Source organism: Gaiella sp. (assembly GCF_035710885.1).
In the GTDB taxonomy this organism is placed as follows: domain Bacteria; phylum Actinomycetota; class Thermoleophilia; order Gaiellales; family Gaiellaceae; genus Gaiella.
In genome coordinates this window covers 1-23,846 of sequence record NZ_DASTCS010000006.1, presented here as the reverse complement: position 1 = coordinate 23,846, position 23,846 = coordinate 1, and the positions used below count along the sequence as shown (strand labels likewise).

Annotated in this window: 24 protein-coding genes; 6 read left to right on the top strand and 18 right to left on the bottom strand. The window is 70.8% G+C overall.

Annotation, left to right across the window (positions count from 1 at the left end):
• Positions 1-289: ASPIC/UnbV domain-containing protein (locus VFO26_RS01915; protein ID WP_325113183.1), on the top strand; the 289-nt coding region annotated here is incomplete at its 5' end.
• A gap of 22 nt (positions 290-311) precedes the next feature.
• Complete coding sequence (locus tag VFO26_RS01910; RefSeq protein WP_325113182.1) at positions 312-950, top strand: RraA family protein; 639 nt, start codon at positions 312-314, stop codon at positions 948-950.
• 134 nt (positions 951-1,084) lie between these two features.
• Here the strand turns inward: VFO26_RS01910 and VFO26_RS01905 are convergent, their stop codons facing one another.
• Positions 1,085-1,810, bottom strand: a complete 726-nt coding sequence (locus tag VFO26_RS01905) for a GntR family transcriptional regulator (RefSeq protein ID WP_325113181.1) — start codon at positions 1,808-1,810, stop codon at positions 1,085-1,087.
• Between the two features lie 134 nt (positions 1,811-1,944).
• Between VFO26_RS01905 and aceA the strand changes: the two genes are divergently transcribed.
• Together aceA and aceB are read left to right on the top strand one after the other, a co-directional pair.
• Complete coding sequence (gene aceA / locus VFO26_RS01900; protein WP_325113180.1) at positions 1,945-3,186, top strand: isocitrate lyase; 1,242 nt, start codon at positions 1,945-1,947, stop codon at positions 3,184-3,186.
• A gap of 308 nt (positions 3,187-3,494) precedes the next feature.
• Positions 3,495-4,994 carry a malate synthase A gene (aceB, locus tag VFO26_RS01895; protein WP_325113179.1) on the top strand — a complete coding sequence of 500 codons (1,500 nt, stop codon included), beginning with the start codon at positions 3,495-3,497 and terminating at the stop codon, positions 4,992-4,994.
• Positions 4,995-5,101: 107 nt separating this feature from the next.
• Here aceB and VFO26_RS01890 read toward each other — a convergent pair whose 3' ends face one another.
• The 17 genes from VFO26_RS01890 to VFO26_RS01810 form a co-directional block, all read right to left on the bottom strand.
• Positions 5,102-5,500: a cupin domain-containing protein gene (locus tag VFO26_RS01890; protein ID WP_325113178.1), complete on the bottom strand. Its 399-nt coding sequence runs from the start codon at positions 5,498-5,500 to the stop codon at positions 5,102-5,104.
• A gap of 19 nt (positions 5,501-5,519) precedes the next feature.
• A complete protein-coding gene (locus VFO26_RS01885; protein ID WP_325113177.1) occupies positions 5,520-6,341 on the bottom strand; it encodes a phosphoenolpyruvate hydrolase family protein in 822 nt (273 codons plus the stop codon).
• A gap of 277 nt (positions 6,342-6,618) precedes the next feature.
• On the bottom strand, positions 6,619-7,836 hold the full coding sequence (locus VFO26_RS01880; protein WP_325113176.1) for a Tm-1-like ATP-binding domain-containing protein: 1,218 nt from the start codon (positions 7,834-7,836) through the stop codon (positions 6,619-6,621).
• A complete protein-coding gene (locus tag VFO26_RS01875) occupies positions 7,836-8,753 on the bottom strand; it encodes a hypothetical protein (RefSeq protein WP_325113175.1) in 918 nt (305 codons plus the stop codon). The genes VFO26_RS01880 and VFO26_RS01875 overlap by 1 nt, the downstream gene beginning before the upstream one ends.
• A gap of 32 nt (positions 8,754-8,785) precedes the next feature.
• A complete protein-coding gene (locus VFO26_RS01870) occupies positions 8,786-9,571 on the bottom strand; it encodes an ABC transporter ATP-binding protein (RefSeq protein ID WP_325113174.1) in 786 nt (261 codons plus the stop codon).
• Positions 9,564-10,349 carry an ABC transporter ATP-binding protein gene (locus tag VFO26_RS01865; RefSeq protein ID WP_325113173.1) on the bottom strand — a complete coding sequence of 262 codons (786 nt, stop codon included), beginning with the start codon at positions 10,347-10,349 and terminating at the stop codon, positions 9,564-9,566. Before VFO26_RS01865 ends, VFO26_RS01870 begins: the two co-directional genes overlap by 8 nt.
• A gap of 4 nt (positions 10,350-10,353) precedes the next feature.
• Positions 10,354-11,751: an ABC transporter substrate-binding protein gene (locus tag VFO26_RS01860; protein WP_325113172.1), complete on the bottom strand. Its 1,398-nt coding sequence runs from the start codon at positions 11,749-11,751 to the stop codon at positions 10,354-10,356.
• A 109-nt stretch (positions 11,752-11,860) separates the two neighbouring features.
• Positions 11,861-12,928, bottom strand: a complete 1,068-nt coding sequence (locus tag VFO26_RS01855) for a branched-chain amino acid ABC transporter permease (RefSeq protein WP_325113171.1) — start codon at positions 12,926-12,928, stop codon at positions 11,861-11,863.
• A complete protein-coding gene (locus VFO26_RS01850; RefSeq protein WP_325113170.1) occupies positions 12,925-14,052 on the bottom strand; it encodes a branched-chain amino acid ABC transporter permease in 1,128 nt (375 codons plus the stop codon). Before VFO26_RS01850 ends, VFO26_RS01855 begins: the two co-directional genes overlap by 4 nt.
• Before the next feature lie 145 nt (positions 14,053-14,197).
• Complete coding sequence (locus VFO26_RS01845) at positions 14,198-15,322, bottom strand: amidase (RefSeq protein ID WP_325113169.1); 1,125 nt, start codon at positions 15,320-15,322, stop codon at positions 14,198-14,200.
• Positions 15,319-15,711, bottom strand: a complete 393-nt coding sequence (locus VFO26_RS01840) for a RidA family protein (protein WP_325113168.1) — start codon at positions 15,709-15,711, stop codon at positions 15,319-15,321. Before VFO26_RS01840 ends, VFO26_RS01845 begins: the two co-directional genes overlap by 4 nt.
• A 10-nt stretch (positions 15,712-15,721) precedes the next feature.
• On the bottom strand, positions 15,722-16,231 hold the full coding sequence (locus VFO26_RS01835; protein WP_325113167.1) for a hypothetical protein: 510 nt from the start codon (positions 16,229-16,231) through the stop codon (positions 15,722-15,724).
• A gap of 68 nt (positions 16,232-16,299) precedes the next feature.
• Positions 16,300-17,955 (bottom strand): thiamine pyrophosphate-binding protein, encoded by a 1,656-nt coding sequence (locus VFO26_RS01830; RefSeq protein WP_325113166.1) that lies wholly within the window; start codon positions 17,953-17,955, stop codon positions 16,300-16,302.
• Complete coding sequence (locus VFO26_RS01825; RefSeq protein WP_325113165.1) at positions 17,952-18,500, bottom strand: hypothetical protein; 549 nt, start codon at positions 18,498-18,500, stop codon at positions 17,952-17,954. Before VFO26_RS01825 ends, VFO26_RS01830 begins: the two co-directional genes overlap by 4 nt.
• Positions 18,497-19,243 (bottom strand): glucose 1-dehydrogenase, encoded by a 747-nt coding sequence (locus VFO26_RS01820; RefSeq protein ID WP_325113164.1) that lies wholly within the window; start codon positions 19,241-19,243, stop codon positions 18,497-18,499. The genes VFO26_RS01825 and VFO26_RS01820 overlap by 4 nt, the downstream gene beginning before the upstream one ends.
• A gap of 8 nt (positions 19,244-19,251) precedes the next feature.
• A complete protein-coding gene (locus VFO26_RS01815) occupies positions 19,252-19,566 on the bottom strand; it encodes an NIPSNAP family protein (protein ID WP_325113163.1) in 315 nt (104 codons plus the stop codon).
• A complete protein-coding gene (locus VFO26_RS01810) occupies positions 19,563-21,041 on the bottom strand; it encodes an NAD-dependent succinate-semialdehyde dehydrogenase (RefSeq protein ID WP_325113162.1) in 1,479 nt (492 codons plus the stop codon). The genes VFO26_RS01815 and VFO26_RS01810 overlap by 4 nt, the downstream gene beginning before the upstream one ends.
• Positions 21,042-21,135: 94 nt before the next feature.
• On the opposite strand from VFO26_RS01810, the gene VFO26_RS01805 reads away from it, so the two are divergent.
• Together VFO26_RS01805 and VFO26_RS01800 are read left to right on the top strand one after the other, a co-directional pair.
• A complete protein-coding gene (locus VFO26_RS01805; protein WP_325113161.1) occupies positions 21,136-21,489 on the top strand; it encodes a cupin domain-containing protein in 354 nt (117 codons plus the stop codon).
• A gap of 18 nt (positions 21,490-21,507) precedes the next feature.
• Positions 21,508-23,846: acyl-CoA synthetase (locus VFO26_RS01800; protein ID WP_325113160.1), on the top strand; the 2,339-nt coding region annotated here is incomplete at its 3' end.

Below are 23,846 nucleotides of genomic sequence, written 5' to 3'. Positions count from 1 at the left end.
CGGCGGCGCCCTGCAGCTGTTCCGCAACGACGGAGCCGAGGGTCACTGGCTCGAGGTGGCTCTGCGCCCCTTCGTGCCGGGCGCGGTGGTGACCGTCGTGCTCCGAGACGGGCGCCGGCTCGTCCGGGAGACCCGCGCCGGAAGCAGCTACCTCTCCTCCGAGGACCCGCGGCTCCACTTCGGCCTCGGTGACGCCACTGCCGTCCGCGAAGTCGTCGTGCGCCGGCCCGGCGGCGTCGTGACGCGGCTCCGCGACGTTCCGCTCGACCGGCTGGTCGTCGCCGGGTAGCGCCGCCGAATAGAGTCGCTGCGTGCGTGAGCGATTCGGAGCGGTGCCCACGGCGGCGCTCGTGGACGTCATGGACGACCTCGGCCGTCGCGAGCAGACGCTCCCGGCCCCGATCCGCCCGCTCGCCGACGGGATGAGGCTAGCCGGCGAGGCCTTCACCGTCGAGGGCGCCCCGTCGGAGCACGACGACTGGGACGCCGCCGTCCGCAAGACGCTCGCGATGCTCGGCGCGGTGCCGACCGGCCACGTCGCCGTCTACCAGTGCCACCACGACCGCTCGGCACACTTCGGCGAGCTGTCGGCGACGTCCCTGGCGTCGCGGGGCGTGGCCGGGTGCGTGATCGACGGCGGCTGTCGCGACGTGCGGCTGATCGAGGCGGAGGGCTTTCCCGTGTTCACCCGCTTCGTCACGCCCGAGGACTCGACCTGGCGCTGGGAGGTGACCGCGACGCAGGAGCCGATCACGATCGGCACGGTTCGCATCGAGCCCGGCGACTGGGTCGTCGGCGACGAGGACGGCGTCGTCGTCGTCCCACTCGACATCGCCGCGGGCGTCCTGGCGGCGGCCGAGGCGAAGGTGGGGACCGAGAGCGCGATCAGGGTCGCGGTGCGCGACGGCATGTCACCGCTCGACGCGTACGAGCGCTTCGGCACGTTCTAGGTGGGTCGCTCTTCCGTGCTCTGAGAGCGAGCCGTGGCGGCCGGAGCGCGACTATGCCGCCCGAGAGGCCGGCTGCAGTCGGCAATCCCGCGCCGAAGGAGGGGGCTCGCTGGGAACCATGGGGTTCCCCCGCGTCAACGACCCCACCCCGGCTCGCGGCCCGCCGCCCCGAGCGTCTCCAGCACCACCTCGATCAGCCGGTTGGACGAGAGCACGTGCTCGCGTGCGAGGACGCGTGCCGCCTGGGCGCTGCCGGCGCCGATCGCCTCCCGGATCGCACGGTGTTGGAGGTCGTTCTTCGCGTACAGCTCGTCGAGCTCGGCGCGGGCGCGCCAGGCACGGTCGCCCATGAACGTCCGTCGGGCGCCCTTCGCGATGCGCTCCACGAGGGGGAGCTCCGCGGCCCGGTAGATGACGTCGTGGAAGGCGTAGTTCGCCTGCATCCACTCGACGAAGAGCGCCGAGTCCCTCGGTGCGCCACTCCGTGCCTGCGCGCGCAGCTCGAGCGTCAGCTCGCCGAAGCGCCGCTCGATCCTGTCCATTTCGGCGAGGTCGTCCGGCGTCAGCTTGGGCGTCGCCACCTCGGTTGCGAGCGCCTCCAGCTCCGCACGGACGAGAAAGGCCTCCCGCAGCTCGTGGGCGGAGATCGAGCGCACGCGCACGCCGCGGTTGGGCTCGAAGGAGACCAGGCCGAGCGCCGCGAGCCGCCGCAGGGCCTCGCGCACCGGCGTGCGGCTCACCTCGAAGCGCTCCGAGAGGAACTCCTGACGGAGCACCGTGTCCGGCGGGATCACGCCGCCCACGATCTCGTCCTCGAGCACCCGGGCGATGTCGTCGGCCTTCGTGGACAGTGTCGGCACGCAGGGAGTGTAGGCAACGGCATCCCAAGACGGCGTTCTTGGATCCGAAATTGACGAATAAGGCCCTTGCAGCCGCCAATCGCGACGTTTAGGATCCAAGTATGCCAGGTACTGGATCCGAAAAGGAGATGTCGATGTCCGAAACCCTGCTTCGCCCCTACTCCCCCGACGACGTCGAGCGTCTGCGCGGCTCGGTGCGGATCGAGCACACGCTCGCGCGCCTCGGCGCCGAGCGGCTTCGCACGCTCCTCGCCGAGCGCGAGTGGGTCGCGGCCCTCGGCGCCATGACGGGCGGCCAGGCGGTGCAGATGGTGAAGGCGGGCCTCGAGGCCATCTACCTCTCGGGCTGGCAGGTTGCGGCGGACGCCAACCTCGTCGGCGGCACCTATCCGGACCAGAGCCTCTATCCGGCGAACTCGGGCCCCGCTCTCGCCCGGCGGATCTCGAACGCGCTGCTCCGCGCCGACCAGATCAACCATGGGGAGGGCAACGGCGAGACGTACTGGCTCGCGCCGATCGTCGCCGACGCGGAGGCCGGTTTCGGCGGGCCGCTGAACGCGTTCGAGATCATGAAGGCCTACATCGAGGCCGGCGCCGCGGCCGTCCACTTCGAGGATCAGCTCTCGTCGGAGAAGAAGTGCGGTCACCTGGGCGGCAAAGTGCTCGTGCCCACGAGCCAGTTCCTCCGCACGCTCGTGGCCGCGCGGCTCGCCGCCGACGTCCTCGACGTGCCGACCCTGATCGTGGCGCGCACGGACGCGCTCTCGGCCTCGCTGCTCACGACGGACGTCGACGAGGCCGATCGCGAGCTCTGCACCGGCGAGCGCACGCCCGAGGGATTCTTCCGCGTGCGCGACGGCCTCGACGCGGCCATCGCGCGCGGGCTCGCGTACGCGCCGTACGCCGACCTCGTCTGGTGCGAGACCTCCACGCCCGACCTGAACGAGGCGGAGGCGTTCGCGGCGGCGATCCACGAGCACCATCCCGGCAAGCTCCTCGCCTACAACTGCTCGCCGTCGTTCAACTGGCGTGGTCATCTCTCGGAGGAGCAGATCGCGGGGTTCCAGCGGGACCTCGCACGGATGGGCTACCGGTTCCAGTTCATCACCCTGGCCGGGTTCCACGCCCTCAACCTCTCGATGTTCGAGCTCGCCAGCGGCTACCGCGAGGACGCGATGAGCGCCTACGTCACGCTCCAGGAGCGCGAGTTCGCGCTCGAGGACGAGGGCTACACCGCCACCCGCCACCAGCGCGAGGTCGGCGCCGGGTACTTCGACCAGGTGATGCAGGCCGTCTCGGGCGGCGCGTCGTCGACGCTCGCCCTGACCGGCTCGACGGAGGAGCAGCAGTTCGACCAGGAGAGGAGCGCCGCATGAGCACGATGTCTCGTTCGCGAAGCGCGAATCCGCCGAGCGGATTCCCGCCGCTCGATCCCCGCCTCCGGCGGGGCACATCCCTGACGGCGTCGGCTTCGCCGCCGCAACTGCGTGATCATGACCTGGGCACGTGGCCGCCGATCGTCACGCGGGCGGAATCGGCCCCGTGCACGTGCCCGGAGCACTGCGAGCGCGACCACGAGAACGACTAGAGGCTCGATGTGGGTCAGGGGTGCGCGCGGGGAGGGCATCGAGCCTCCTACACGGCTCCCGCTCCGCGAGAGCCGCCGGATGAGAGACTCACGCCCGTGAACGTCGACGACGTCCTGACCGCCGACGCGGTCACGTTCTTGACCGACCTGGAGCGCGAGTTCGGCGAGCGGCGACGCGAGCTGCTGGCACGGAGGGCGGAGCGCCTGGCGCGGCTCGCGGGCGGCGAGCTGCCGGAGTTCCTGCCGGAGACCGCGGACGTGCGCGCCGGCGACTGGCGGATCGCGCCGTTCCCGGACGAGATCGCCGACCGGCGGGTCGAGATCACCGGGCCCGTCGACCGCAAGATGGTCATCAACGCGCTCAACTCGGGAGCCCGCGTGTTCATGGCGGACTTCGAGGACGCGAACTCGCCCACGTGGGAGAACTGCATCGAGGGGCAGCGCAACCTCACCGACGCGCTCGACCGGACGATCGAGCTCGACACCGGGGACAAGCGGTACACGCTGAACGACGAGGTCGCCGTCCTCTTCGTGCGCCCGCGCGGCTGGCACCTGGAGGAGCGCCACTTCGAGGTCGACAGGGCGCCGATCTCGGGGTCGCTGTTCGACTTCGGCCTCTACTTCCTGCGCAACCACGGCCGGAACGGGCGCTACCTCTACCTCCCGAAGCTCGAGTCACATCTCGAGGCGCGGCTCTGGAACGACGTCTTCGTGTGGGCGCAGGAGCGCCTGGGCGTCCCGCGCGGGACGATCAAGGCCACGGTGCTGATCGAGACGATCCTCGCCGCGTTCGAGATGGACGAGATCCTCCACGAGCTGCGGGACCATTCCGCGGGCCTCAACGCCGGTCGCTGGGACTACATCTTCAGCGTGATCAAGAAACTCGGTCACCGGCCCGAGTTCGTGCTCCCGGACCGCGCGGCGGTGACGATGGCGGTGCCGTTCATGCGGTCGTACTGCGAGCTCCTCGTGAAGACGTGCCATCGTCGCGGCGCGCACGCGATGGGCGGCATGGCCGCGTTCATTCCCTCACGCCGCGACGCGAAGGTGAACGCGATCGCGCTCGAGAAGGTGCAGGAGGACAAGGAGCGCGAGGCGTCGCAGGGCTTCGACGGCACGTGGGTCGCGCACCCCGATCTCGTCCCCGTCGCGCTCGAGGCGTTCGACCGCGTGCTCGGCGAGCGGCCGAACCAGATCGACCGGCAGCGCGATGACGTGGCGGTCGGCCCGTCCGAGCTCCTCGACGTCGCCGCCACCCCCGGGGAGGTGACGGAGCAGGGCCTGCGCAACAACGTGTCGGTCGGGATCCAGTACCTCGCTGCCTGGCTGCAGGGCGCCGGCGCCGTCGCGATCAACAACCTGATGGAGGACGCGGCCACGGCGGAGATCTCGCGGTCGCAGATCTGGCAGTGGCTCCGGCACGACCGCGTGAGCGAGGACGACGTGCGGCGGATCACCGACGAGGAGGTCGCCAAGCTCGGTGACGGCTACGACGACGCGCGGGCGCTGTTCGAGCGGATCGCCACGCAGCCCGACTACGTCGAGTTCCTGACGCTCCCCGCATACGACCGGCTGGTCGCCGCAGAGCGCGTGTAGCCGGCAGCGAGGGCCGTGTTCCGGCCCTCGCGCCTCTCGACGGCTGTCGAGGTCGACCGAAGGGTGCGCGCCGAGCCTTCAGGTGGTCCTAGCCCGCGGTTCAGGGCTCAGCTACGGAGCGTCGCCCAGGGCGCCTCGGCGGAGACGTCGACGGCGACGTAGCCGCCCTCGCCGTGCGCCGGCGCGAGCACGACCTGGAGCTTGGCCGGCTCGTCGAAGTCGTTGTACGACCCGTGCACGACGTCCTTGTCGATGTGGACCGAGTCGCCGGGACCGAGCTCGCGCTGGTTCTCGTCGAGCCACTGCACGATCCTCCCGGACGTGACGATGATCATCTCGTCCTGGTCGGGGTGCTTGTGGAAGGGGTGGGCGAAGCCCGGGGCGAGCTCGACGTCCATCACCACGTAGCTCTCGCACCCCGTGGTCGTGGGCGCGCCGCGCATTCCCGCGCTCCCCCAGTCGAAGTCCGTCGTCTCGACCTCGTCCTTCATCACGAACCTGCTCACGGTGGCTGTCTCCTTTGCTCTAGACGGGGATCGCCTTGAAGCGGCGCATGTTCTCGGTCATCGCGGTCTCGGTGGGCAGGCGCTCCATGGACGAGGCGCCGAAGAAGCCGACCACGCCCTCGGTGTGCGCGAGGACGTACGCGGCGTCGTCGGGCTCGGCGATCGGGCCGCCGTGGCAGAGCACGATCACGGCCGGGTTGATCTCCTTCGCGGCGTCGTGCATCGCCTGGATGAGCGGGACGCAGTCGTCGAGCGTCCTGGCCGTCCCCGCCCCGATCGCACCGCCGGTCGTGAGCCCCATGTGCGGCACGAGCACATCGGCGCCCGCCTCGGCCATCGCGACCGCCTCGTCGACCGTGAAGACGTAGGGGGCGGTCAGGAGGTCCTTCTCGTGGGCGAGGCGGATCATCTCGACCTCGAGCCCGTACCCCATGCCGGTCTCCTCCAGGTTCTGCCGGAAGGTCCCGTCGAACAGGCCGACGGTCGGGAAGTTCTGGACGCCGCTGAAGCCGATCCGCGCGAGCTCGTCCAGGAAGACGCCCATCAGCCTGAACGGGTCGGTGCCGCACACGCCCGCGAGCACCGGCGTCTCTCTCACGATCGGGAGCACCTCGCTCGCCATGTCGACGACGATCGCGTTGGCGTCGCCGTAGGGCAACAGGCCGGAGAGCGAGCCGCGGCCGGCCATCCGGTAGCGGCCCGAGTTGTAGATGATGATCAGGTCGGTGCCCCCCGCCTCCGCGCACTTCGCGGAGAGCCCCGTCCCGGCACCCGCGCCGATGATCGGCTTCCCCTCGTCGATCTGGGCGCGGAGCCTCGAAAGCGCCTCGCTCCTCGTCACGGCTCGACTCCTTCCACAGGGCGCCTGTCGTCCTGTCGAGCGATTGACACGAACTCGGCACGCGCCGGGGTTGACACAAACCGGTGTCTGACACCGATCGCCCCGGCGCGGCGGACGGGGCACGTGATGGCGGCGGTCCGCGCCCGCTCGACGGCCGCCCGCGCCGATCGCGACGCCGTTCGAGCTGTGGAGCGCCCGGCACGAAGTTGGCACACGCGTGCTCTTGACAGCGAACGGTGTCTGACACCGGTTCTCGTCAAGATGTCCGCTTCGGCCATCAGGATCGCTCCGCGACAAGCGCGTGCAGGCGGTTCGCCATCGCGAGCGCGAACTCGGGGTCGTTCACGTCGAGCTCCAGCTCGTGGACCTCCACCTTCGACGTGTCGACGAGCTCACGCAGAGTGGAGAAGAGCGCCTCGTCCGCCTCGGGGTCGTGGAAGACCTGACCCTCGGTCGCGATCGCGGAGACGCCCTTCAAGGGCACGTACAGCACCGTCGGCCCGGTCGCCGCATTCAGCTTGCCGGCGACGATCCTCGCGATCTCGCGGCACTCCTCCGGCGTCGTCCGCATCAGCGTGATCGTCGGGTTGTGGACGTACAGGTTCCGGTCGCGGTACCGCTCGGGGACGGTGTCCATCGGGCCGAAGTTGACCATGTCGAGCGCACCGAGCGAGACCACCTGCGGGATGCCCGCCCCGCCGGCGGACTCCAGCCGCTCCGGCACGGCCGCGAGCACGCCGCCCGCGACCTGGTCGCAGAACTCCGTCGTCGTCACGTCGAGCGAGCCGACCGCGAAGCCGGCCTCGAGCAGCTTCTCCATCGATCCTCCGCCCGCGCCCGTCTGGTGGAAGACGAGCACCTCGTAGCCCAGCTCCTCCAACCGCTCGCGTGCCGTCGTCACCGCAGGTGTCGTCACCCCGAACATGGATGCGACCACGATCGGCTTCTCCTCACCGAGCGGCGGCACGGTCGCCTTGGCCATCCCCGCCAGCGCGCCGGCGGCGTTCGCCATGATCCGCGCCGACACCTGGTTGATGCCGGCGATGTCGACGACCGAGTACATCATCGTCACGTCGACCGACCCGACGTACGGGCTCGTGTCCCCGGAGGCAACCGTCGAGACCATCAGCTTGGGCACGCCGATTGGCAGCGCGCGCATGGCGTGCGTGACCAGGGCAGAGCCGCCCGACCCGCCCAGGCCCCCGACCGCGTCCAGCTTCCCCTCCGCGTGGAGCCGGGTGACCACCTCCGCGGCGCCGCGGGCCATGGTCTCGATCGCGGCTCCGCGGTCGCCCGCGGAGGCGAGCGCCGTCACGTCCGCGCCGACCGCTGCGGCGACCTGGTCGCGGGTCACGTCGGGAGCCGCGAGCGGCCCGCCGACGATCCCCGCGTCCACCAGCAGAACCTCGATGCCGTGCTCACGGATCCGGTCGGCGAGAAAGGCGTACTCCGTTCCCTTCGTGTCGAGCGTGCCGACGAGGACGACGGTGGGCATCAGCTTCCCTCCTTGTCCGTCTCCGGCCTCGGGTTCCACGCCGGGCTGGAGTCGTTGTCTTCCGGGTCGGTGAGCTGCCGCTCGACACCGGCGAGCGTCGTCACGACGATCGCACCGTCACGCGAGAACGCTATCTCGGTGCCGTCCGGCGACCACGCCGGCTCGAAGGCGTCGCCCGGCGAGCGGACCGGACGGCGGAGGCCCTTCCCGTCGATGCCGACCGTGTAGATGCCGTAGCGAACGCCGTCACGGGACGCAGAGAAGGCGAGGCGCGTGGAGTCGGGCGCCCAGTCGGGGGCATAGCTCTTGCCTCCGAGCGTCGTCACGCCGCGCCGCCCGGAGCCGTCGGGGCGCGCGACCCAGATCTCGCGTACGTCGGTCCCGGGCGCGCGGTGGGTGTATGCGATCCAGCGCCCGTCCGGCGACCACGAAGGCTCTCCCTCCTCCGCGAGCTCGTCGGTCAGACGACGCACGTCCGTCCCGTCGGCGTCCATCAGCCACACCTTGCCACCGTCGCTCGAACGGGAGAACGCAATGCGGCTGCCGTCCGGCGACCACGATGGGCTCCGGTCTTGTGCACTCGAGGAGGTCAGCCGCTTCGTGCCCGTGCCGTCGGCACTCATGACGTAGATGTCGAACGACCCTTCTCGCGCGCTTGCGAACGCGATCCGGGTCCCGTCCGGCGACCACGCCGGATCCGTCTGGAACTGGACTCCCTCGGGGGTGGAGGGGTCGCCCACCTCCTCCGTCAGACGTCGCTGGCCCGATCCGTCCGCGTCCATGAGGTAGATCGCGTAGTAGGAGTCTCGCGAGCTGACGAAGGCGATGTCGTCGCCCTTCGGCCCGGAGTTGCCGCACCCGCTCACGAGCAGCAGGCACCCGACCGCGCCGGCAGCGAGGATCGACCTGGTCGTCACGATGGGCGGCAGGGACGCAAGCGCGGGGAAGACTAGTGTGCGAGCGGCTCCACGCCGAGGTAGCGCCGCTGAAGCTCGGAGTCGGCGGAGAGCGCCGTGGCCGTGGTCTCCGCGGCGATGTTGCCCGCGACCATGATCAGCTGCCGCTCCGCGAGCGCGGTCGCGACACCGAGATTCTGCTCGATCAGCAGGATCGCGAGGCCTTCCCGCTCGAGCTGCTGGAACGTCTCGATCATGTTCTCGATGATCGCGGGTGCGAGCCCCTCCGACGGCTCGTCCATCACGAGCAGCCGCGGGTTCGTGACGAGCGCGCGGCCGATCGCGAGCATTTGCTGCTCGCCCCCGGAGAGCTGCGCGCCGCCGTTTCGCTTGCGCTCGGCGAGGCGGGGGAAGAGCTCGTAGACACGGTCACGGCTCCACTCGTGGCCCCCGTCGCCGCCGCCCGCCCCGCGCGAGGCGATCCGGAGGTGCTCGTCGACGGTGAGCGACGGGAAGAGACGCCGCCCCTGCGGGACGTAGCCGATCCCACGCCGGGCGATCCGATACGAGTTCCCCCCGACCAGCTCGTCGCCGGCGAAGCGGATCGAGCCGGTCGCCGTCGGGGGCGAGATGCCCATGATCGCGTTGCACAGCGTCGTCTTTCCCATCCCGTTGCGGCCGACGATCGCGATCGACTCGTGTTCCATGCGAAAGCTCACGTCGTCGAGCGCCCGCGCCTTCCCGTAGAACGCGCTCAGGCCCTCGACCTCGAGCAACGCCCCTGCCCGTGCTTCGCCGGGCGGTGATGACCCGGACGGTGCCGCGGCCGGCTCACTCATCGCGGTGGCCTCGGCCGAGATACAGGTCGTGCACCGTCTCGTTGGCGCGGATCTCGTCCGGCGTCCCTTCGACGATCACACGCCCGTCGTGCATCATCGTCACGTTGCTTGCCACCCGGAGCGCGATGTCCATGTCGTGCTCGATCAGGACGAGCGTGATCGACGGATCGAGCTCGAGGAGGAGCTCGGTGAGGAGGACTCGCTCGCCGCGGGACAGCCCCGAGGCAGGCTCGTCGAGCATCAGCACGCGGGGCTGGGCTGCGAGCGCCATCGCGATCGCCACCTGGCGATGCTCGCCGTGCGAGAGGTCGCCGACGCGCTCGCCGAGCTTGTGGTCGATCGCGACGCGGCCCGCGGCCTCCCTCGCCCGCTCTCGCATCTCCCTGTCGCGTCGCGGTAGGACAACGGGCCGGAGGCGGCCGCCCTCGAAGCCGACGATCGACAGGTAGATGCTGTCCTCGACCGACAGCCCGAGAAGGTGCCTGGACTGCTGATACGTGCGGGCGAGCCCGAGCTTCACGCGCGCCCGGGCGGGCCTCCCGGTGACGTCTTCGCCGTAGAGCTCGATCGTGCCGCCCGACGGGGGTATGTCGCCGCAGATGAGGTTGAAGAGCGTGGTCTTGCCGGCGCCGTTCGGCCCGAGCACCGCACGACGCTCGCCCTGCGCGACGTCGAGGTCGACGTCGCGCACCGCGAGCAACCCGCCGAAGCGCCGGCCGACCCCCCGCAAGCGGAGGGTCGGCTCGGCGTGGTCGACGGATGGTGCTGCGTCGCTCACTGCCTCACTTGATGACGGTGTTCGTGACGACGCCGTTCTTCACCTCGCGGATCTTCCCCTGCCACGGCAGGGTCTTCTTCACGCACGGAGGCTGCGTGCGGCCGGGCGGGGGGCTCGTCTTCTGGAAGAGGCCGCCGAACGTCTGGTTGACGTTGGGGACGTACCCCGTCAGCGTGACAGCCGGACCACCGTCGGGGCCCTTGATGATCTGCACGGGCCACTGGTCCTGGATCGCCTGCCGGTTCGCGTCGAGCCTGACGTTCCCCCGGTCGGAGAGCTCGAACGGAGCCGAGAGGGTCTTCGGAAGGGCGTTCTGCAGCCTCGCCCCGACCGATCCTCCGGAGGCGTTCAGGCCGGTGATCAGCGCCCGGGTGGCCTGGTAGTAGTTGTAGAAGAAGCCGTCGTCAGCGGGCTGACCCGGATACCACTTGTTGACGATGGCGTGGTACTGGTTGACGGCTCTCGTCTTCAGGCCCGGGGCCGTGCCGAAGCCGCCGACGTAGGCACCGATCATGCGGGGCGCCACGTCGTCCTTCCCCGTCAGGAACCAGAGGAACAGGTTCCCCGAGTGCTGCGTCGGCTTGATGGGGCCGTAGGCCTGCTCGAACGCCTTCAGCGCCGGCCCGGTGCCGGTACCGCCGACGACCCAGAAGTACCCGTCCACCTGACCCGGCTGGGGCAGCTGGCGGACGTACGACGAGTAGTCGGTCGTGTTCAGCGGCGGGAACACGCGCTTGGTGATGTTGCCGCCGATCGCGCAGAAGTCGGCGATGATGCCGGCCGCGGACGTCCAGCCGAAGCTGTAGTCGTCCATGATGATCGCGGCAGTGCGCCAGCCGAGCTTCTTGTAGACGATCTCGCCCAGCCCGGCGTTCCACTGGGCACCGTCGCCGTGGTAGCGGAACACGTTCTTCGGCGCGATCTGCAGCGTCGGGTCCTGCGACCCGGCCGTGCCGATGATGACGGTCTTGGTCGGCCGCGGCTTCGCCCAGTTCGCGATCGCGACCGCCTCGTCACCCGAGAGCGGGCCGACCAGGACGTCCGCCCTGAGCTGCTGCATCAGGCGGCGTGTCTCCTTGAGCGCCGTCGCCGGCGTGTCGTCACCGCAGCCGTAGCCGACGATGTTGACGGTCTTGCCGCCGGCCTTGATGCCCGTCATGCCCGCCGACGGCTTCTTCTTGTTCTTCGGCTTTCCGCCCGCGTACTGGGCGAAGGCCGTCTGGGCGCCGCCGATCCCGAGCTCTTGCGCGAACCCGAATGCGCCCTTGCAATCGCTCATGACCGCCACGCGAACAGCCCCCGACGGGGCCGCCGAGGACGCGGACGTGATCGCTGCGATCGCCACCGCGAGCAACCCCACCGAGCCCAGGAGGCGGAGTACCCGCCCCTGTGGTCGTCTCATCTCCCGTTCCTCCTTCGTTGGGTGCACAGGTACTTCGTGAATTTCGTCGCCGTCGTCATCGAGTCGCCACCGACCTCCTTTCTCGCCTCCCGCTCATCCCACCTCCGACTCAGCTCGCCGCACTCACACTCGCCTCCGGGGCAGGCCGCTCGGGCTCCCGCGAGCGTGCGAGATCCCAGAGTCGGTCCCAGAGCCCCATCAGCCCATCTGGTGAGACGATGACAATGCCGAGAAAGATGAGGCCGATGACGGTGTTGAAGGTACCGCCGATCACCGGCAGGCCGTCCGACGGGATCCTGTTCGTCACCTCGTTGTTGATCACGATGTAGGCGAACGCTCCGAGCCATGCGCCCTCGATGCGGATCAGCCCTCCGATCACGGCGATCACGAGAAGCTCGATTGTCGCCTGCAGGCCGATGTTGGAGGGCGAGAGCTGGCCCGACCACCATGCGAAGAGGACGCCCCCGACCGCGGCCACGAGCGCGCCGATGCCGAAGGCGAGCGTCCGGTGCAGCGCGACGTTGTAGCCGAGGGACGCCATCCGCAACGGCTCGTCCCGGATCCCCTGGAGGGAGATCCCGAACGGCGTCCGCACGAGGTAGCGGATCAGCACGTACGCGGCGATCGCCACGCCGAGCGCGACGTAGTAGAGCCGTTGCCGGTCGTTGACGACGTCGCCGATGAACCCCGGCGTGTACTCGTCGATGCCGGCGATCGGCGAGAAGCCGCCCACCTGCGTCACCTGGCTGACGAACAGGTACGCGATCACCGAGTAGGTGAGCGTGAGCATCAGGAAGTAGATCCCGAAGCTCCGTGACGCCACCGCGCCGAAGAGCAACCCGATCCCGACCGCCAGCAGGATCGCCAGGACCACGGCGAGGGTCGGGTCCCAGCCGAGCGTGAGGCCCTTGGTCTCACCGCCGGGGATTCGCTGCGAGACCATGTTCCCGAGCGCGTACCCGGCGATCCCCATCAGGCCCGCCTGCGCCAGCGAGATCATCCCTCCGTACGCGGACAGGAAGACGAGGCTCGCGGCGCCGATACCCAGGATGAACGTCTGGGTGAGCACCGTGTCCATCCAGAAGTCGGTGACGAGCATCGGCGCGAGCAGCGCGAGGATGAGCACCCCGACTCCGATAACACGCTCGACGACGGTCTTCGTGGTGTCGACGCTCACCCGGCCCTCCCGAAGAGCCCCTGCGGCCTGAATGCGAGAACGAGCGCCATCAGCACGAACGTCAGCACCGGCGAGTACTGCGTGCAGCAGTCCGACCCGGCAACCGGGAGGTACGTGACCGAGAACGCCGAGACCAGACCGAACAGCAAAGAGCCGGCGACGGCGCCCAGGAGCGACCCCATGCCTCCGATGATGACGACGACGAGGGAGTTCAGCAGCCAGACACCGTCCTGACCCTGCGAGATGTTGCCCTGCGAGCTCTGGACGACGGCGCCCATCGCGACGAGGGCGGCCCCGACGGCGAACGCGATCGCGAAGAAGACCTGGATGTTGATGCCGAGCGCCGAGGTCATCTGCCGGTCGTCGACGCCTGCGCGGATGACCATCCCCGTCTTGGTCTGATAGAGCCAGAGCCAGAGCGCGACCCCGACCGCCACCCCGAGAGCGAGCATGGTCAGGCGCGCCAGCGAATACTGCACGCCCCAGATCTGGAGGTCGACGAGACGGTTGGTCCAGCCGGGCCAGCCGAGGCTCACTGCATTCCCCCCGAACTGCTGCGAGCCCTCGGGGACGTGACGTGGGAAGTGCGCGATCACCTGGTCGGCGACGATCACCGAGACGGCGATCGTGATCAGAGCCTGACGCAGGTCCTGCCCCTGGTTCCACCGGAGGAGCAGCTGCTGGATCACGACGCCGAAGAGCGCAATCGTCCCCATCGCCACGAGCAGCGGAAGCACCCATTCCCAGGTCGTCACCTCCGCCGGCTGGAGGGAGAACCCCTGGCCCGTCATCTCCTGCTGGATCTCGTATGCGACGTAGCCGCCAAGGAGGTACAGCGAGCCGTGCGCCATGTTGACGACGCGCATGAGGCCGAAGATGAGCGAGAACCCGCTCGCGACGATGAAGAGCAGGCCCGCGAAGGTGACGGCGTCCAGCAGGGTGTAGGCGAAAGCCCCCGGGTTGTCGATTGCGGAGCCGACGTTCGTGGTCCGCCAGTTTCCCGTCGCGCCCGTCAACGGGTCGGCGATCACGATCACGTAGAGCAGCGCGAACAGGACGGCCGCACCCGCGATGCCCAGTGGAAGGGCTTGCGAGAGCGGAAGTTGTCGAAGCCGTTCCGTCACGCGGTTGTCACCGTATCCGGGGACGGAGGCGCCTCCAGACGCGATGTGCGAGCCCGCTTGCCCACTCGGCGCGAAGCCTATCCCCCCACCGGAGGGCTTTCAACTTCACCGATTATCGATTCTTCGCCGGTCGAAGGCGCGGCGGTCAGCCGCCTCGCTCCCAGGCGAGGCCCGCGGCGAGCACCGTCTCGTTCGCCGGGGCGACCAGCTGAAGGTTCCCGATCGCGAGCCCGGCCCACCCGAGCAGATTCACCCACCGCAGGAACGACGAGAGCGGCAGGCGCACGTCGAGCTCGTCGACGTCCTCGGGCGGCCAGTCGATCGCGACGCAGGGGCTCACGTAGAGGTCGACCTCCGGCACGAGCCGGCGCCACGCCAGGAGGGAGCGGTAGCCCTCGGTCACGGAATCCATCTCGACGCGCTGCGCGGCGTCGAGCTTGGCGCGGATCACGCGACCGTACTCGTCGGCCCTGGCGGGGAACGTCTCGGCATGCGAGCGGGCGGCCTCGTGCAGGAACACGGGCCACGTGTCGGCGGGCGGCCCCGGGACCTCGGCCTCGACGACGCGCGCGCCCAGCGACTCGAGCCGTTCGACCCATGCCTCGGCGGCGTCGCTCCTCTCCGTCTCCCGTCCGTCTGCCAGGTTCGGCGCGCGCCGCAGGAGCCCGACGGTGAGCCCGCTCAGCCTCGGCTCGGGGACGGGACGCCCGGCGAGCACCGACCAGAGAGCGGCCGCGTCGCCCACCGACCGGGCCAGCGGCCCCACCGTGTCGAACGACGGGCAGAGGGGAAACACGCCGTCGATCGGGATCGTCCCGTGCCGCGTCTTCAGCCCGACGAGCTCACATGCGGCCGCGGGAAGGCGAACCGAGCAGCCCGTGTCGGTTCCGATGCCGAGGTCGCAGAGCCCACCGGCGATCGCCGCCGCGTTGCCGCTCGACGACCCGCCCGTGGTCAGGCCGGGCCGGACCGGGTTGTGCACCGTCCCGTACCACTCGTTCGTGCCGAGGACGCCCCACGCGAACTCCGCGAGGTTCGCCTTGCCCAGCACGACGGCGCCGGCGTCGAGCAGGCGATCGACGACGGTCGCGTTGCGGGTCGGGACGTGATCCGCGTAGACCTGCGAGCCGTATGTCGTGCGCACCCCCGCGGTGTCGATCAGGTCCTTCACGAGCAGCGTGCGTCCCGCCAGTGGGCCGTCCTCGCTCCGGCGGAGCGGCTCGTCCAGCCAGGTGATCCCGGCGTTGAACGGGTCGCCGCGCTCGCTCACGACGGGATCAACGCCACGGCGTCGACCTCGATCCGCGCGCCGGGGATCACGAGCGCCGAGATCTCGACGAGGGTCGAGGCCGGGCGTGCGTCGCCGAACACCTCCTGTCGGACGGGGTTGACGAGCGCCCGGTCGCCGATGTCGGTGAGGAACACGGTCACCTTGACGACGTCCGCGAACGTGCATCCGGCAGCGGCGAGCACGTCGCGCATGTTGGCGAACACCGCGCGAGCCTGGGCGACGACGTCGTCACCCCCGACCAGCTCGCGGTTCACGTCGACCGGGACGACACCGCTGACGAAGAGGAGGTCGCCCGCCTGGACGGCGTCGGTGAAATGCGAGATGGGCTCGGCCTGGCCGGCGACCCTGTACTCCCGACGCTGTGCCACCGAGCGGCGGTCAGGCGCGCGGCGCGAGGCCGAGTGACCGGGCGGCGTCGAGGGCGGCGTCGACCGTGGCCGCGCTGGCCCGGTCGCCGACCATCACGTTGACCTGGAAGTCGCGGTCGCGGCGCATGATCCGCCCGACGGCGCCTCGCCCCGGGAAGCACTCGAACGTCCCTCGCCGGAGCTTCATCGTCGAGAGGGGCAGGAAGCCAGAGGCGCCCACGGAGTCGCGCCAGCCGATGACGACGACGACAGCCCCGTCGGCCGGGACCCGGTAGGAGGACACTTGGCAGTCGCTCTCGATCGCCTTGACGCCGTCGGTCCCGATCACGAGGAGCGTGCGGGGATCCTCGACCCGGTCCTCGTGTGTCGGGACGACCTTCGACCAGCCGGACGGCAGGTCGAGCTGCACGCCGCCCGAGCGTGCGACGACGCCCGTCGCCGCGCCGATGCTCGCCACGGCGATCGAAGCCACGACGGCCCCGACGGCCAGCGCGAGGAGGTGTCTTCCGCAGTGTCTCATTCGCCGGTCGCATGGTACGTGCGAGCGGGGCATTTGGGAAGAACAACCTGCACAGATCGTGGTTTTGCTCAGCCGCCGGCCTCCGCCCGGACCTCCGAGAGCGTCTTTCGCGGCGTGAGCGCCTCCGGGTCGACGGGAAGATGGAGCACCGCGGGCACTCCCGCCCCGAGAGCGCGCTCGAGAGCGGCGGGCACCTCGTCGGTCCGGGCCACCCGTTCGCCGTGTCCGCCGAACGCCTCCGCGAGCGCGGCGAAGTCCGGGTTTGCGAGGTCGGTCCCGCTCACCCGACCCGGATAACGGCGCTCCTGATGCATGCGGATCGTCCCGTACATCCCGTTGTCGACGACGAGCACCACGACCGGGGCGTCGTACTGCCGCGCCGTCGCGAGCTCCTGCGCGGACATGAGGAAGTCTCCGTCGCCGGCGATGCACACCACGTCACGTTCGGGGTGGACGAGCTTGGCCGCGATTGCGGCGGGGAGCCCGTAGCCCATGGCGCCGGAAAGCGGCGCGAGCTGCGTCCGGAAGCTCCGGAAGACGTAGAACCTGTGCGCCCACACCGTGAAGTTGCCGGCGCCGCTCGTCACGATCGCATCCGGCGACAGCCGCTCGCGCAACACGGCCATCACCCCGGCCAGGTCGATCGGCCCCGGCAGCTCGCGCGCCTCGAGCGTCGCACGGTTCGCGGCAAAGGCCGCCTCGAGGTCGCTTCTGCGGACGCGGCCGTCGAGGGGGGGCAGCTCCGCGAGCGCCTCGGCGAAGCGCGGGCCGGAGGCGACGATCCCGAGTGCAGGCTCGTAGACGCGGCCGAGCTCGTTGGGGTCGGGATGGACGTGCACCAGGGTCCGCCCGGGGCCCGGCGGCACGATCGTCGAGTAGCCCGTCGTCTCGATGTCGCCGAGGCGCGTGCCGACCACGAGCAGCACATCGGCGTCCCGCAGGCGGGCCTGGAGCGCGGGGTCGGCTCCGAGCCCGAGGTGGCCGGCGTAGCAGCGAGCCTCGTTGTCGACGTAGTCCTGGCAGCGCCAGGCGGTGGCGACCGGGACGCCGCTCGCCTCGCACCACGCCGCCAGCCGCGCGCCGGCCTCGGCGCTCCAGGGCTGCCCGCCGACGACCGCGAGCGGGCGCTCCGCCGACCCGAGCACCCGTCGCAGGGCCTCGAGCTCGGCCACCGCCGGCGCAGCCTGTGCCGGGGAGTACGGCGACGCGTCCGACACGTCCGCCCGCTCGGCGAGCACGTCCTCGGGGAGGGCCAGGACGACCGGGCCCGGCCGGCCGGAGGTCGCCACGCGAAAAGCGCGCGCGATGAGCTCGGGGATCCGCTCCACCTGGTCGACCTGGGCGACCCACTTCGAGAGTGGGCCGAACATGCGCCGGTAGTCGATCTCCTGGAACGCCTCGCGTTCCGCATCCTCCCGCGGGACCTGGCCGACGAGCAGGAGCAGCGGCGTCCCGTCCTGGAACGCGGTGTGCACGCCGACGGAGGCCTGGGTCGCACCCGGACCGCGCGTGACGAGGCAGAGTCCGGGCGTGCCGGTGAGCTTGCCGTACGCCTCCGCCATGTTGGCCGCGCCGCCTTCGTGCCTGCACGTCACGTAGCGGACGGGGCCGTCGCGGAGGGCGTCGAGCACGTCGATGTAGCTCTCGCCCGGCACGCCGAAGGCGAGATCCGCGCCGTGGAGCACGAGCTGGTCGACCAGGATCCGGCCGCCGGTGCGGCTCACCGCGGCAGTGCGATCGCGTGCTCGAGCAGCACCGTCGCCGACTGTCTCACGTCCACGGCGTCGGTCGGCTCGAGGTAGCGGATCGTCCGCTTGCCGGCCCACTCGGCCGGGAGCACGAGCGTTCGCACGAACGACGTCTCGAGGTGCACCGACGCGCGCGCGACGACGGGATCGGGCCCGCTCTCGAACCAGGCGCCTCCGGGGCCGAAGAAGGTCGAGCGGCCTCCGGTCTCGATCTCGAGCTCTCCCCGCAGGAGGTAGCGGATCCCGGGGCCGGGGTGCGTGTGGCGGTGGGCGACGGCTCCGCGAGGGAAGTCGATCCGGTCGCAGCGGACGACCCACGAGGCGTACGGGTCGAGCTGCACGAAGTGCGAGACGAGCGCACCCTCGGCGTCGGCCTCGGCGTGGTCGAGCTGCCAGACGAGCGCTTCCCCGTCGACCGTCGACGCGCCGAAGCGGGCCGTCCCCCGCTGGAGGTCGTACACGACCCGGTTCCCACCGATCGTCTCGACGCCGGTGGCGAAGTGGTACAGCGAGAGCCTCAATGGAAGTACTGGCCGCCGTCGATCACGATCGTCTGGCCGGTGACGAACGACGCTGCGGGGCCCGAGAGGTAGACGGCGGCGCCGACGACGTCCTCCGGCTCCTGGTCGCGCTGGATCGTCCGGGCCGCCACGGACACGTCTCGGAGCTGCTCGATCACCTCGGGGTGCTGCTTGACGCCGTCGGACATCGTGAACCCGGGTGCGACGCAGTTCACCCGGATCGCGTCCTTGCCGAGCTCCCTCGCGAGCGCGCGGGTAAAGGCGACGATCGCCCCCTTGCTCGTCACGTAGTGGAGGAGAAACGGGACGCCGCGGAAAGGCGTGCCCGACGAGATGTTGACGATCGCGCCGCCGCCGCGCTCGCGCATCGCAGGCACGACGGCCCGGCACGTGAGGAACATCGAGGCGACGTTGACGTCCATCACCCTCCGCCACTCCTCGAGCGGGATCTCGGTGAAGGGGCGCATCGCGAGGGAGGCATAGAGGCCCGCGTTATTGACGAGCACGTCGATGCCGCCGCAACGCACGACCGTCTCCTCGACCATCTGCGCGACCGCGGCCTCCTCGGCGACGTCCACGGTCAGGCCGACGCCGTCGGGGAACGCCCTCGCCTCCTCCTCGGCCCGCTCGAGGTCCGCGACCACGATCCGGGCGCCCTCCGCCGCCAGGCCGACGGCGATCGCCCTGCCGATTCCCTGGGCCGCCCCGGTGACGAGCGCGACCTTCCCCTCGAGCTGGCCCACACCGGTTCCTACGCGATCGGCGAGAACGACGTCGGGACGAGGATGCGGTTCTGCTGCACGTGGATGAGGGGCTGGATCTTCTCGAGGAACGCCTGCCAGTCCCCCCTCGCCTGCAGGACGGCGCGGCGCTGCTCGCGCTCTGCGTAGCTTTCGTAGCCCCACAGGGACGTGTAGGTCGAGAGGGCGCCCACGTCGGTGGTGAACGCCCCGAGGAAGCCCCCGAGCACCTCCTGCTGGATCGCGATCCCCTCGGTGGCGTAGAGCCGCACGAGCTCGGAGAGCCTGCCCGTGTGGACGTGGTAGTCGCGCTGCTCGACGATCACCGGATTCCCCCGGACGCCGGTGTCAGGCCGCCCACGGCCCAGTACTTGAGCTCGGTCCAGTCGTCCACCCCGTAGCTCGACCCCTCGCGACCGATCCCCGACTCCTTGACCCCTCCGAACGGGGCGACCTCGGTCGAGATGAGGCCGGTGTTGACGCCTACGATCCCGTACTCGAGCGCCTCGCCCACGCGCCACATGCGGGCCAGGTCGCCGGTCATGTAGTAGGCGGCGAGACCGTACGGCGTCGCGTTCGCGATCGTGACCGCCTCGTCCTCCGTCTCGAACCGCGCGATCGCGGCGACCGGGCCGAACGTCTCCTCCCGGCTCATGCGCATCTCCGGCGCGACGCCGGTGAGGATCGACGGCCGGTAGAACTGCCCCTCGATCCGCCCGCCGCCGGTGACGAGCTCCGCGCCGCGATCGAGCGCGTCGGCCACGTGCGTCTCGACCTTGTCGAGTGCGGGCTCGTCGATCAGCGGCCCCACCTGCACGCCGTCGGCGAAGCCGTCCGCGACCTTCAGGGCCTCGACCTCCGAGGAGAAGCGCTTGACGAAGTCGTCGTAGATCCCGCTCTGCACCAGCAGACGGTTCGCGGAGATGCACGTCTGTCCCGAGTTGCGGAACTTGCACACGAGCGCCGCGGCGATCGCGACGTCAAGGTCCGCGTCGTCGAAGACGATAAAGGGGGCATTGCCGCCGAGCTCCAACGAGACCTTCTTCACCTGATCCGCGCACTGGCGCATCAGCAGCTTCCCGACCTCCGTCGAGCCGGTGAAGCCGAGCTTGCGCACGAGCGGGTTGGACGTCATCTCGACGCCGATCGCCGGGGCGTCGTCGGCATCGCCGGTGACGACGGAGAAGACCCCCGGTGGGACTCCCGCCTCTTCGGCGAGCGCGGCGACCGCGAGGGCGGAGAGCGGTGTCTGCTCGGCCGGCTTCAGGACCATCGTGCACCCGACCGCCAGCGCGGGGGCGGACTTGCGGGTCACCATCGCGGAGGGGAAGTTCCACGGGGTGATCCCCGCCGTGACCCCGACCGGCTCGCGGGTCGCCATGATCCGCTTGTCGGGCCAGGGCGACGGGATGATGGACCCGTCGAGGCGCTTCGCCTCCTCGGCGAACCACTCGTAGAAGGAGAGCGCATACGCGATCTCGGCCCGCGCCTCGGCGAGCGGCTTGCCCTGCTCGAGCACCATCAACGACGCGAGGTCGTCCTCCCGCTCGCCCATCGCCGCGGCGAGCCGGGTGAGGACCCGCGCGCGGTCCTTCGCGCTCCGCGACCTCCACGCGGGGAGTGCCCGCGAGGCGCCCTCGATCGCGCGGCGCGTCTCCGTTGCTCCGAGCCGCGGCACCTCGGCGATCGTCTCGCCTGTCGCCGGGTTGACGACCGGAAAGGTCGCGCCGTCCTCCGCCTCCGTCCAGCGGCCGTCGACGTAGGCCTGTGTGCGAACCAGGTCCTGCGCGATCGTCGCCACGGTTTCGGACGATACCGCCTGGCCCGTTTCGATCGATCATCGATCAAGTCCGGGGCCGAATTTGCCGACTTGAGGGCGGAGTAGAGTCATGGCCGTGGAACCTGTATTCGTGCACTTCGACGAGGTCCGTCCATTCGAGCTCGCCGAGGGTGTGATCGGGCGCCCGCTGTTCGGCGAGGGCGCGATGCTCAACGTGATCGAGTTCGAGCCCGGAGCGACTGTCCCGCTCCACAGCCACCCGCACGAGCAGCTCGGTCTGGTGCTGCGCGGGATGCAGGCGCTCGTCGTCGACGACGTGGCGCACGAGCTCGGGCCGATGGAGGGTTACGTCCTCCCCGGCGGCGTGGAGCACTCCGCCTACTGCGGCCCGGACGGCGCCCTCGTGCTGGACGTCTTCCGACCCGTCCGGGACGACTACCGGGACCGGTGGGAGAGCGAGTCGGCGTGACGCGCCGGAGTCTCTGAGATGCCGATCCTCCGAAGGCGGGCCAAGGCCGACGACGTCCCGCGCGCTGGCCCCTTTCCTCCGGGCTGGGACGTTCCGGCGCGGTTCAACTTCACGCGCGACGTCGTCGACGCGTACGCGTCCGACCCCTTGCGCTCCGCGCTGACGTTCGTCGACCGCGAGGGGATCGTCGACCGCCGCACGTTCGCGGACGTGTCGGGGGACGCGGCGCGCTGGGCGCACCTGCTGCGGACGCGCCTCGATCGCGGCGACCGCGTGCTGATCGCCGTCGGGAAGGTTCCCGGCTGGCACGGCGCCATGCTCGGCGCGCTCAAGAGCGGTCTCGTGGCAGTCCCGTGCCCGGACATGCTGCGGGCGCGAGACCTCGCGTTCCGCGTCCGTGACTCGGGTGCCCGCCTGGTCGTCGCCGACCGGTCGCTCGAGATCGAGATCGAGGAGATGCGGCACCAGGTCGGCGCGACGGTGTCCGTCGTCTACCTCGACGACGCGCTCGACGAGCTCCGCCGGTACATGCCCGTCGCGCCGACCGAGGACACCACGGCGGGCGAGACCGCGTTCATCCTCTACACCTCGGGCACCACGAAGGAGCCGAAGGGCGTGATCCACACGCACGCCTACACCTGGGCGCAGCGGACGCAGGCCACTCACTGGCTGGACGCGCACGAGGGCGACATCGTCTGGTGCACCGCCGGCACGGGGTGGGCGAAGGCGATCTGGAACGTGCTCCTGGGCCCGTGGTCGCAGGGCGCCGAGGTCGTCGTCCACGAGGGCCCGTTCGATCCCGAGGAGCGACTCTCGCTGATCCAGCGCCTCGGGGTCACGGTCCTCTGCCAGGCACCGACCGAGTACCGGATGCTCGCGAAGCTGGACACGCTCGGGATCGCGCACCTGCCGAGGCTGCGGCATGCCGTCTCGGCCGGCGAGCCGCTCAACCCGGAGGTGATCGCCCGGTTCCAGGACGCGCTCGGCCTCACGATCCACGACGGCTACGGGCAGACCGAGAACTCGCTGTTGGTGGCCAATATGCCCGGCGCCCCGATCAGGCCGGGCTCGATGGGCCTCCCCACGCCCGGCCACGACGTCTCGGTGATCGACGAGGCGGGCCACGTCTGCGCCCCGGGAGTCGAGGGCGACCTCGCTCTGATCGGCCGCCCGCCCACGCTGTTCACGGGCTACTGGGGAGCGCCCGAGGAGACCGAGGCGGCGTTCCGGGACGAGTGGTACGTCACCGGCGACCGGGCCATCCGCGACGAGGACGGCTACCTGTGGTTCGTGGGGCGCGCGGACGATGTGATCGTGTCCGCCGCCTACCGGATCGGGCCGTTCGAGGTCGAGAGCGCCCTTCTCGAGCATCCCGCCGTGGCCGAGAGCGCAGTCGTCGGCGTGCCTGACCTCGACCGCGGTGAGATCGTCAAGGCTTTCGTCGTGCTGCGCCCCGGCCACGAGCCGAGCAGCCGCCTCGCCGTGGAGCTGCAGGAGCACGTCAAGGCAGTGACGGCCCCCTACAAGTACCCGCGCGCCATGGCCTTCGTCGAGGAGCTCCCGAAGACGGTGAGCGGCAAGATCCGCCGGTCGGAGCTCAGGGCGCTGGACGACCGGACGGCGGGGGTGATCGTCCCCATGCTGACGGTCGTCCCCGACCCGGTGGAGACGCTCGAGCCCGTCGGGCTCGACGCCGACGAGACCGCCCGACAGGAGGCGGAGGAGGCCGCGAGGCTCGAGGCGGAGGCGGCCGAGCGCGCCCGCGTCGAAGCGGAGGCGGCGGAGCGCGCGCGGGCGGAGGCGCAGGACGGGGCGCGGGTCGAAGCGGAGCGAGCCAGGCTGGAAGCAGAGGCGGCCGAGCGAGCCCGTGCCGAGGCCCAGGAGGCTGCCCGCCGTGAAGCGGAGGAGGAGGCAGCCAGGCTCGAAGCCGAGGCGGCCGAGCGGGCACGCGCCGAGGCCGAGGAGGCCGCACGCCGCGAGGCTCGAGAGGCGGCGCGTCGGGAAGCCGAGGAGGCGGCCCGCGCCGAAGCCGAGGCGCAGGAACGAGCGCGCGCCGAGGCCGAGGAGGCCGCCCGCCGCGAAGCGGAGGAGGAGGCAGCCAGGCTCGAAGTCGAGGCACAGGAGCGGGCACGCGCCGTGGCCGAGGAGGCGGCCCGGATCGAGGCGGAGGCCGCCGAACGCGCCCGCATCGAGGCCGAGGCCGCCGAGCAGGCCCGGATCGAGGCCGAGGCCGCCGAGCGCGCCCGCATCGAGGCCGAGGCCGCCGAACAGGCCCGGATCGAGGCGGAGGCCGCCGAGCGCGCCCGCATCGAGGCCGAGGCCGCCGAGCGCGCCCGCATCGAGGCCGAGGCCGCCGA

Coding starts and splice junctions, on each gene's coding strand:
- VFO26_RS01870 (WP_325113174.1), bottom strand. CDS start 9,571: ATGAGTGAGCCGGCCGCGGCACCGTCCGGGTCATCACCGCCCGGCGAA.
- VFO26_RS01860 (WP_325113172.1), bottom strand. CDS start 11,751: ATGAGACGACCACAGGGGCGGGTACTCCGCCTCCTGGGCTCGGTGGGG.
- VFO26_RS01835 (WP_325113167.1), bottom strand. CDS start 16,231: ATGAGACACTGCGGAAGACACCTCCTCGCGCTGGCCGTCGGGGCCGTC.
- VFO26_RS01880 (WP_325113176.1), bottom strand. CDS start 7,836: ATGCCCACCGTCGTCCTCGTCGGCACGCTCGACACGAAGGGAACGGAG.
- aceA (WP_325113180.1), top strand. CDS start 1,945: ATGTCCGAAACCCTGCTTCGCCCCTACTCCCCCGACGACGTCGAGCGT.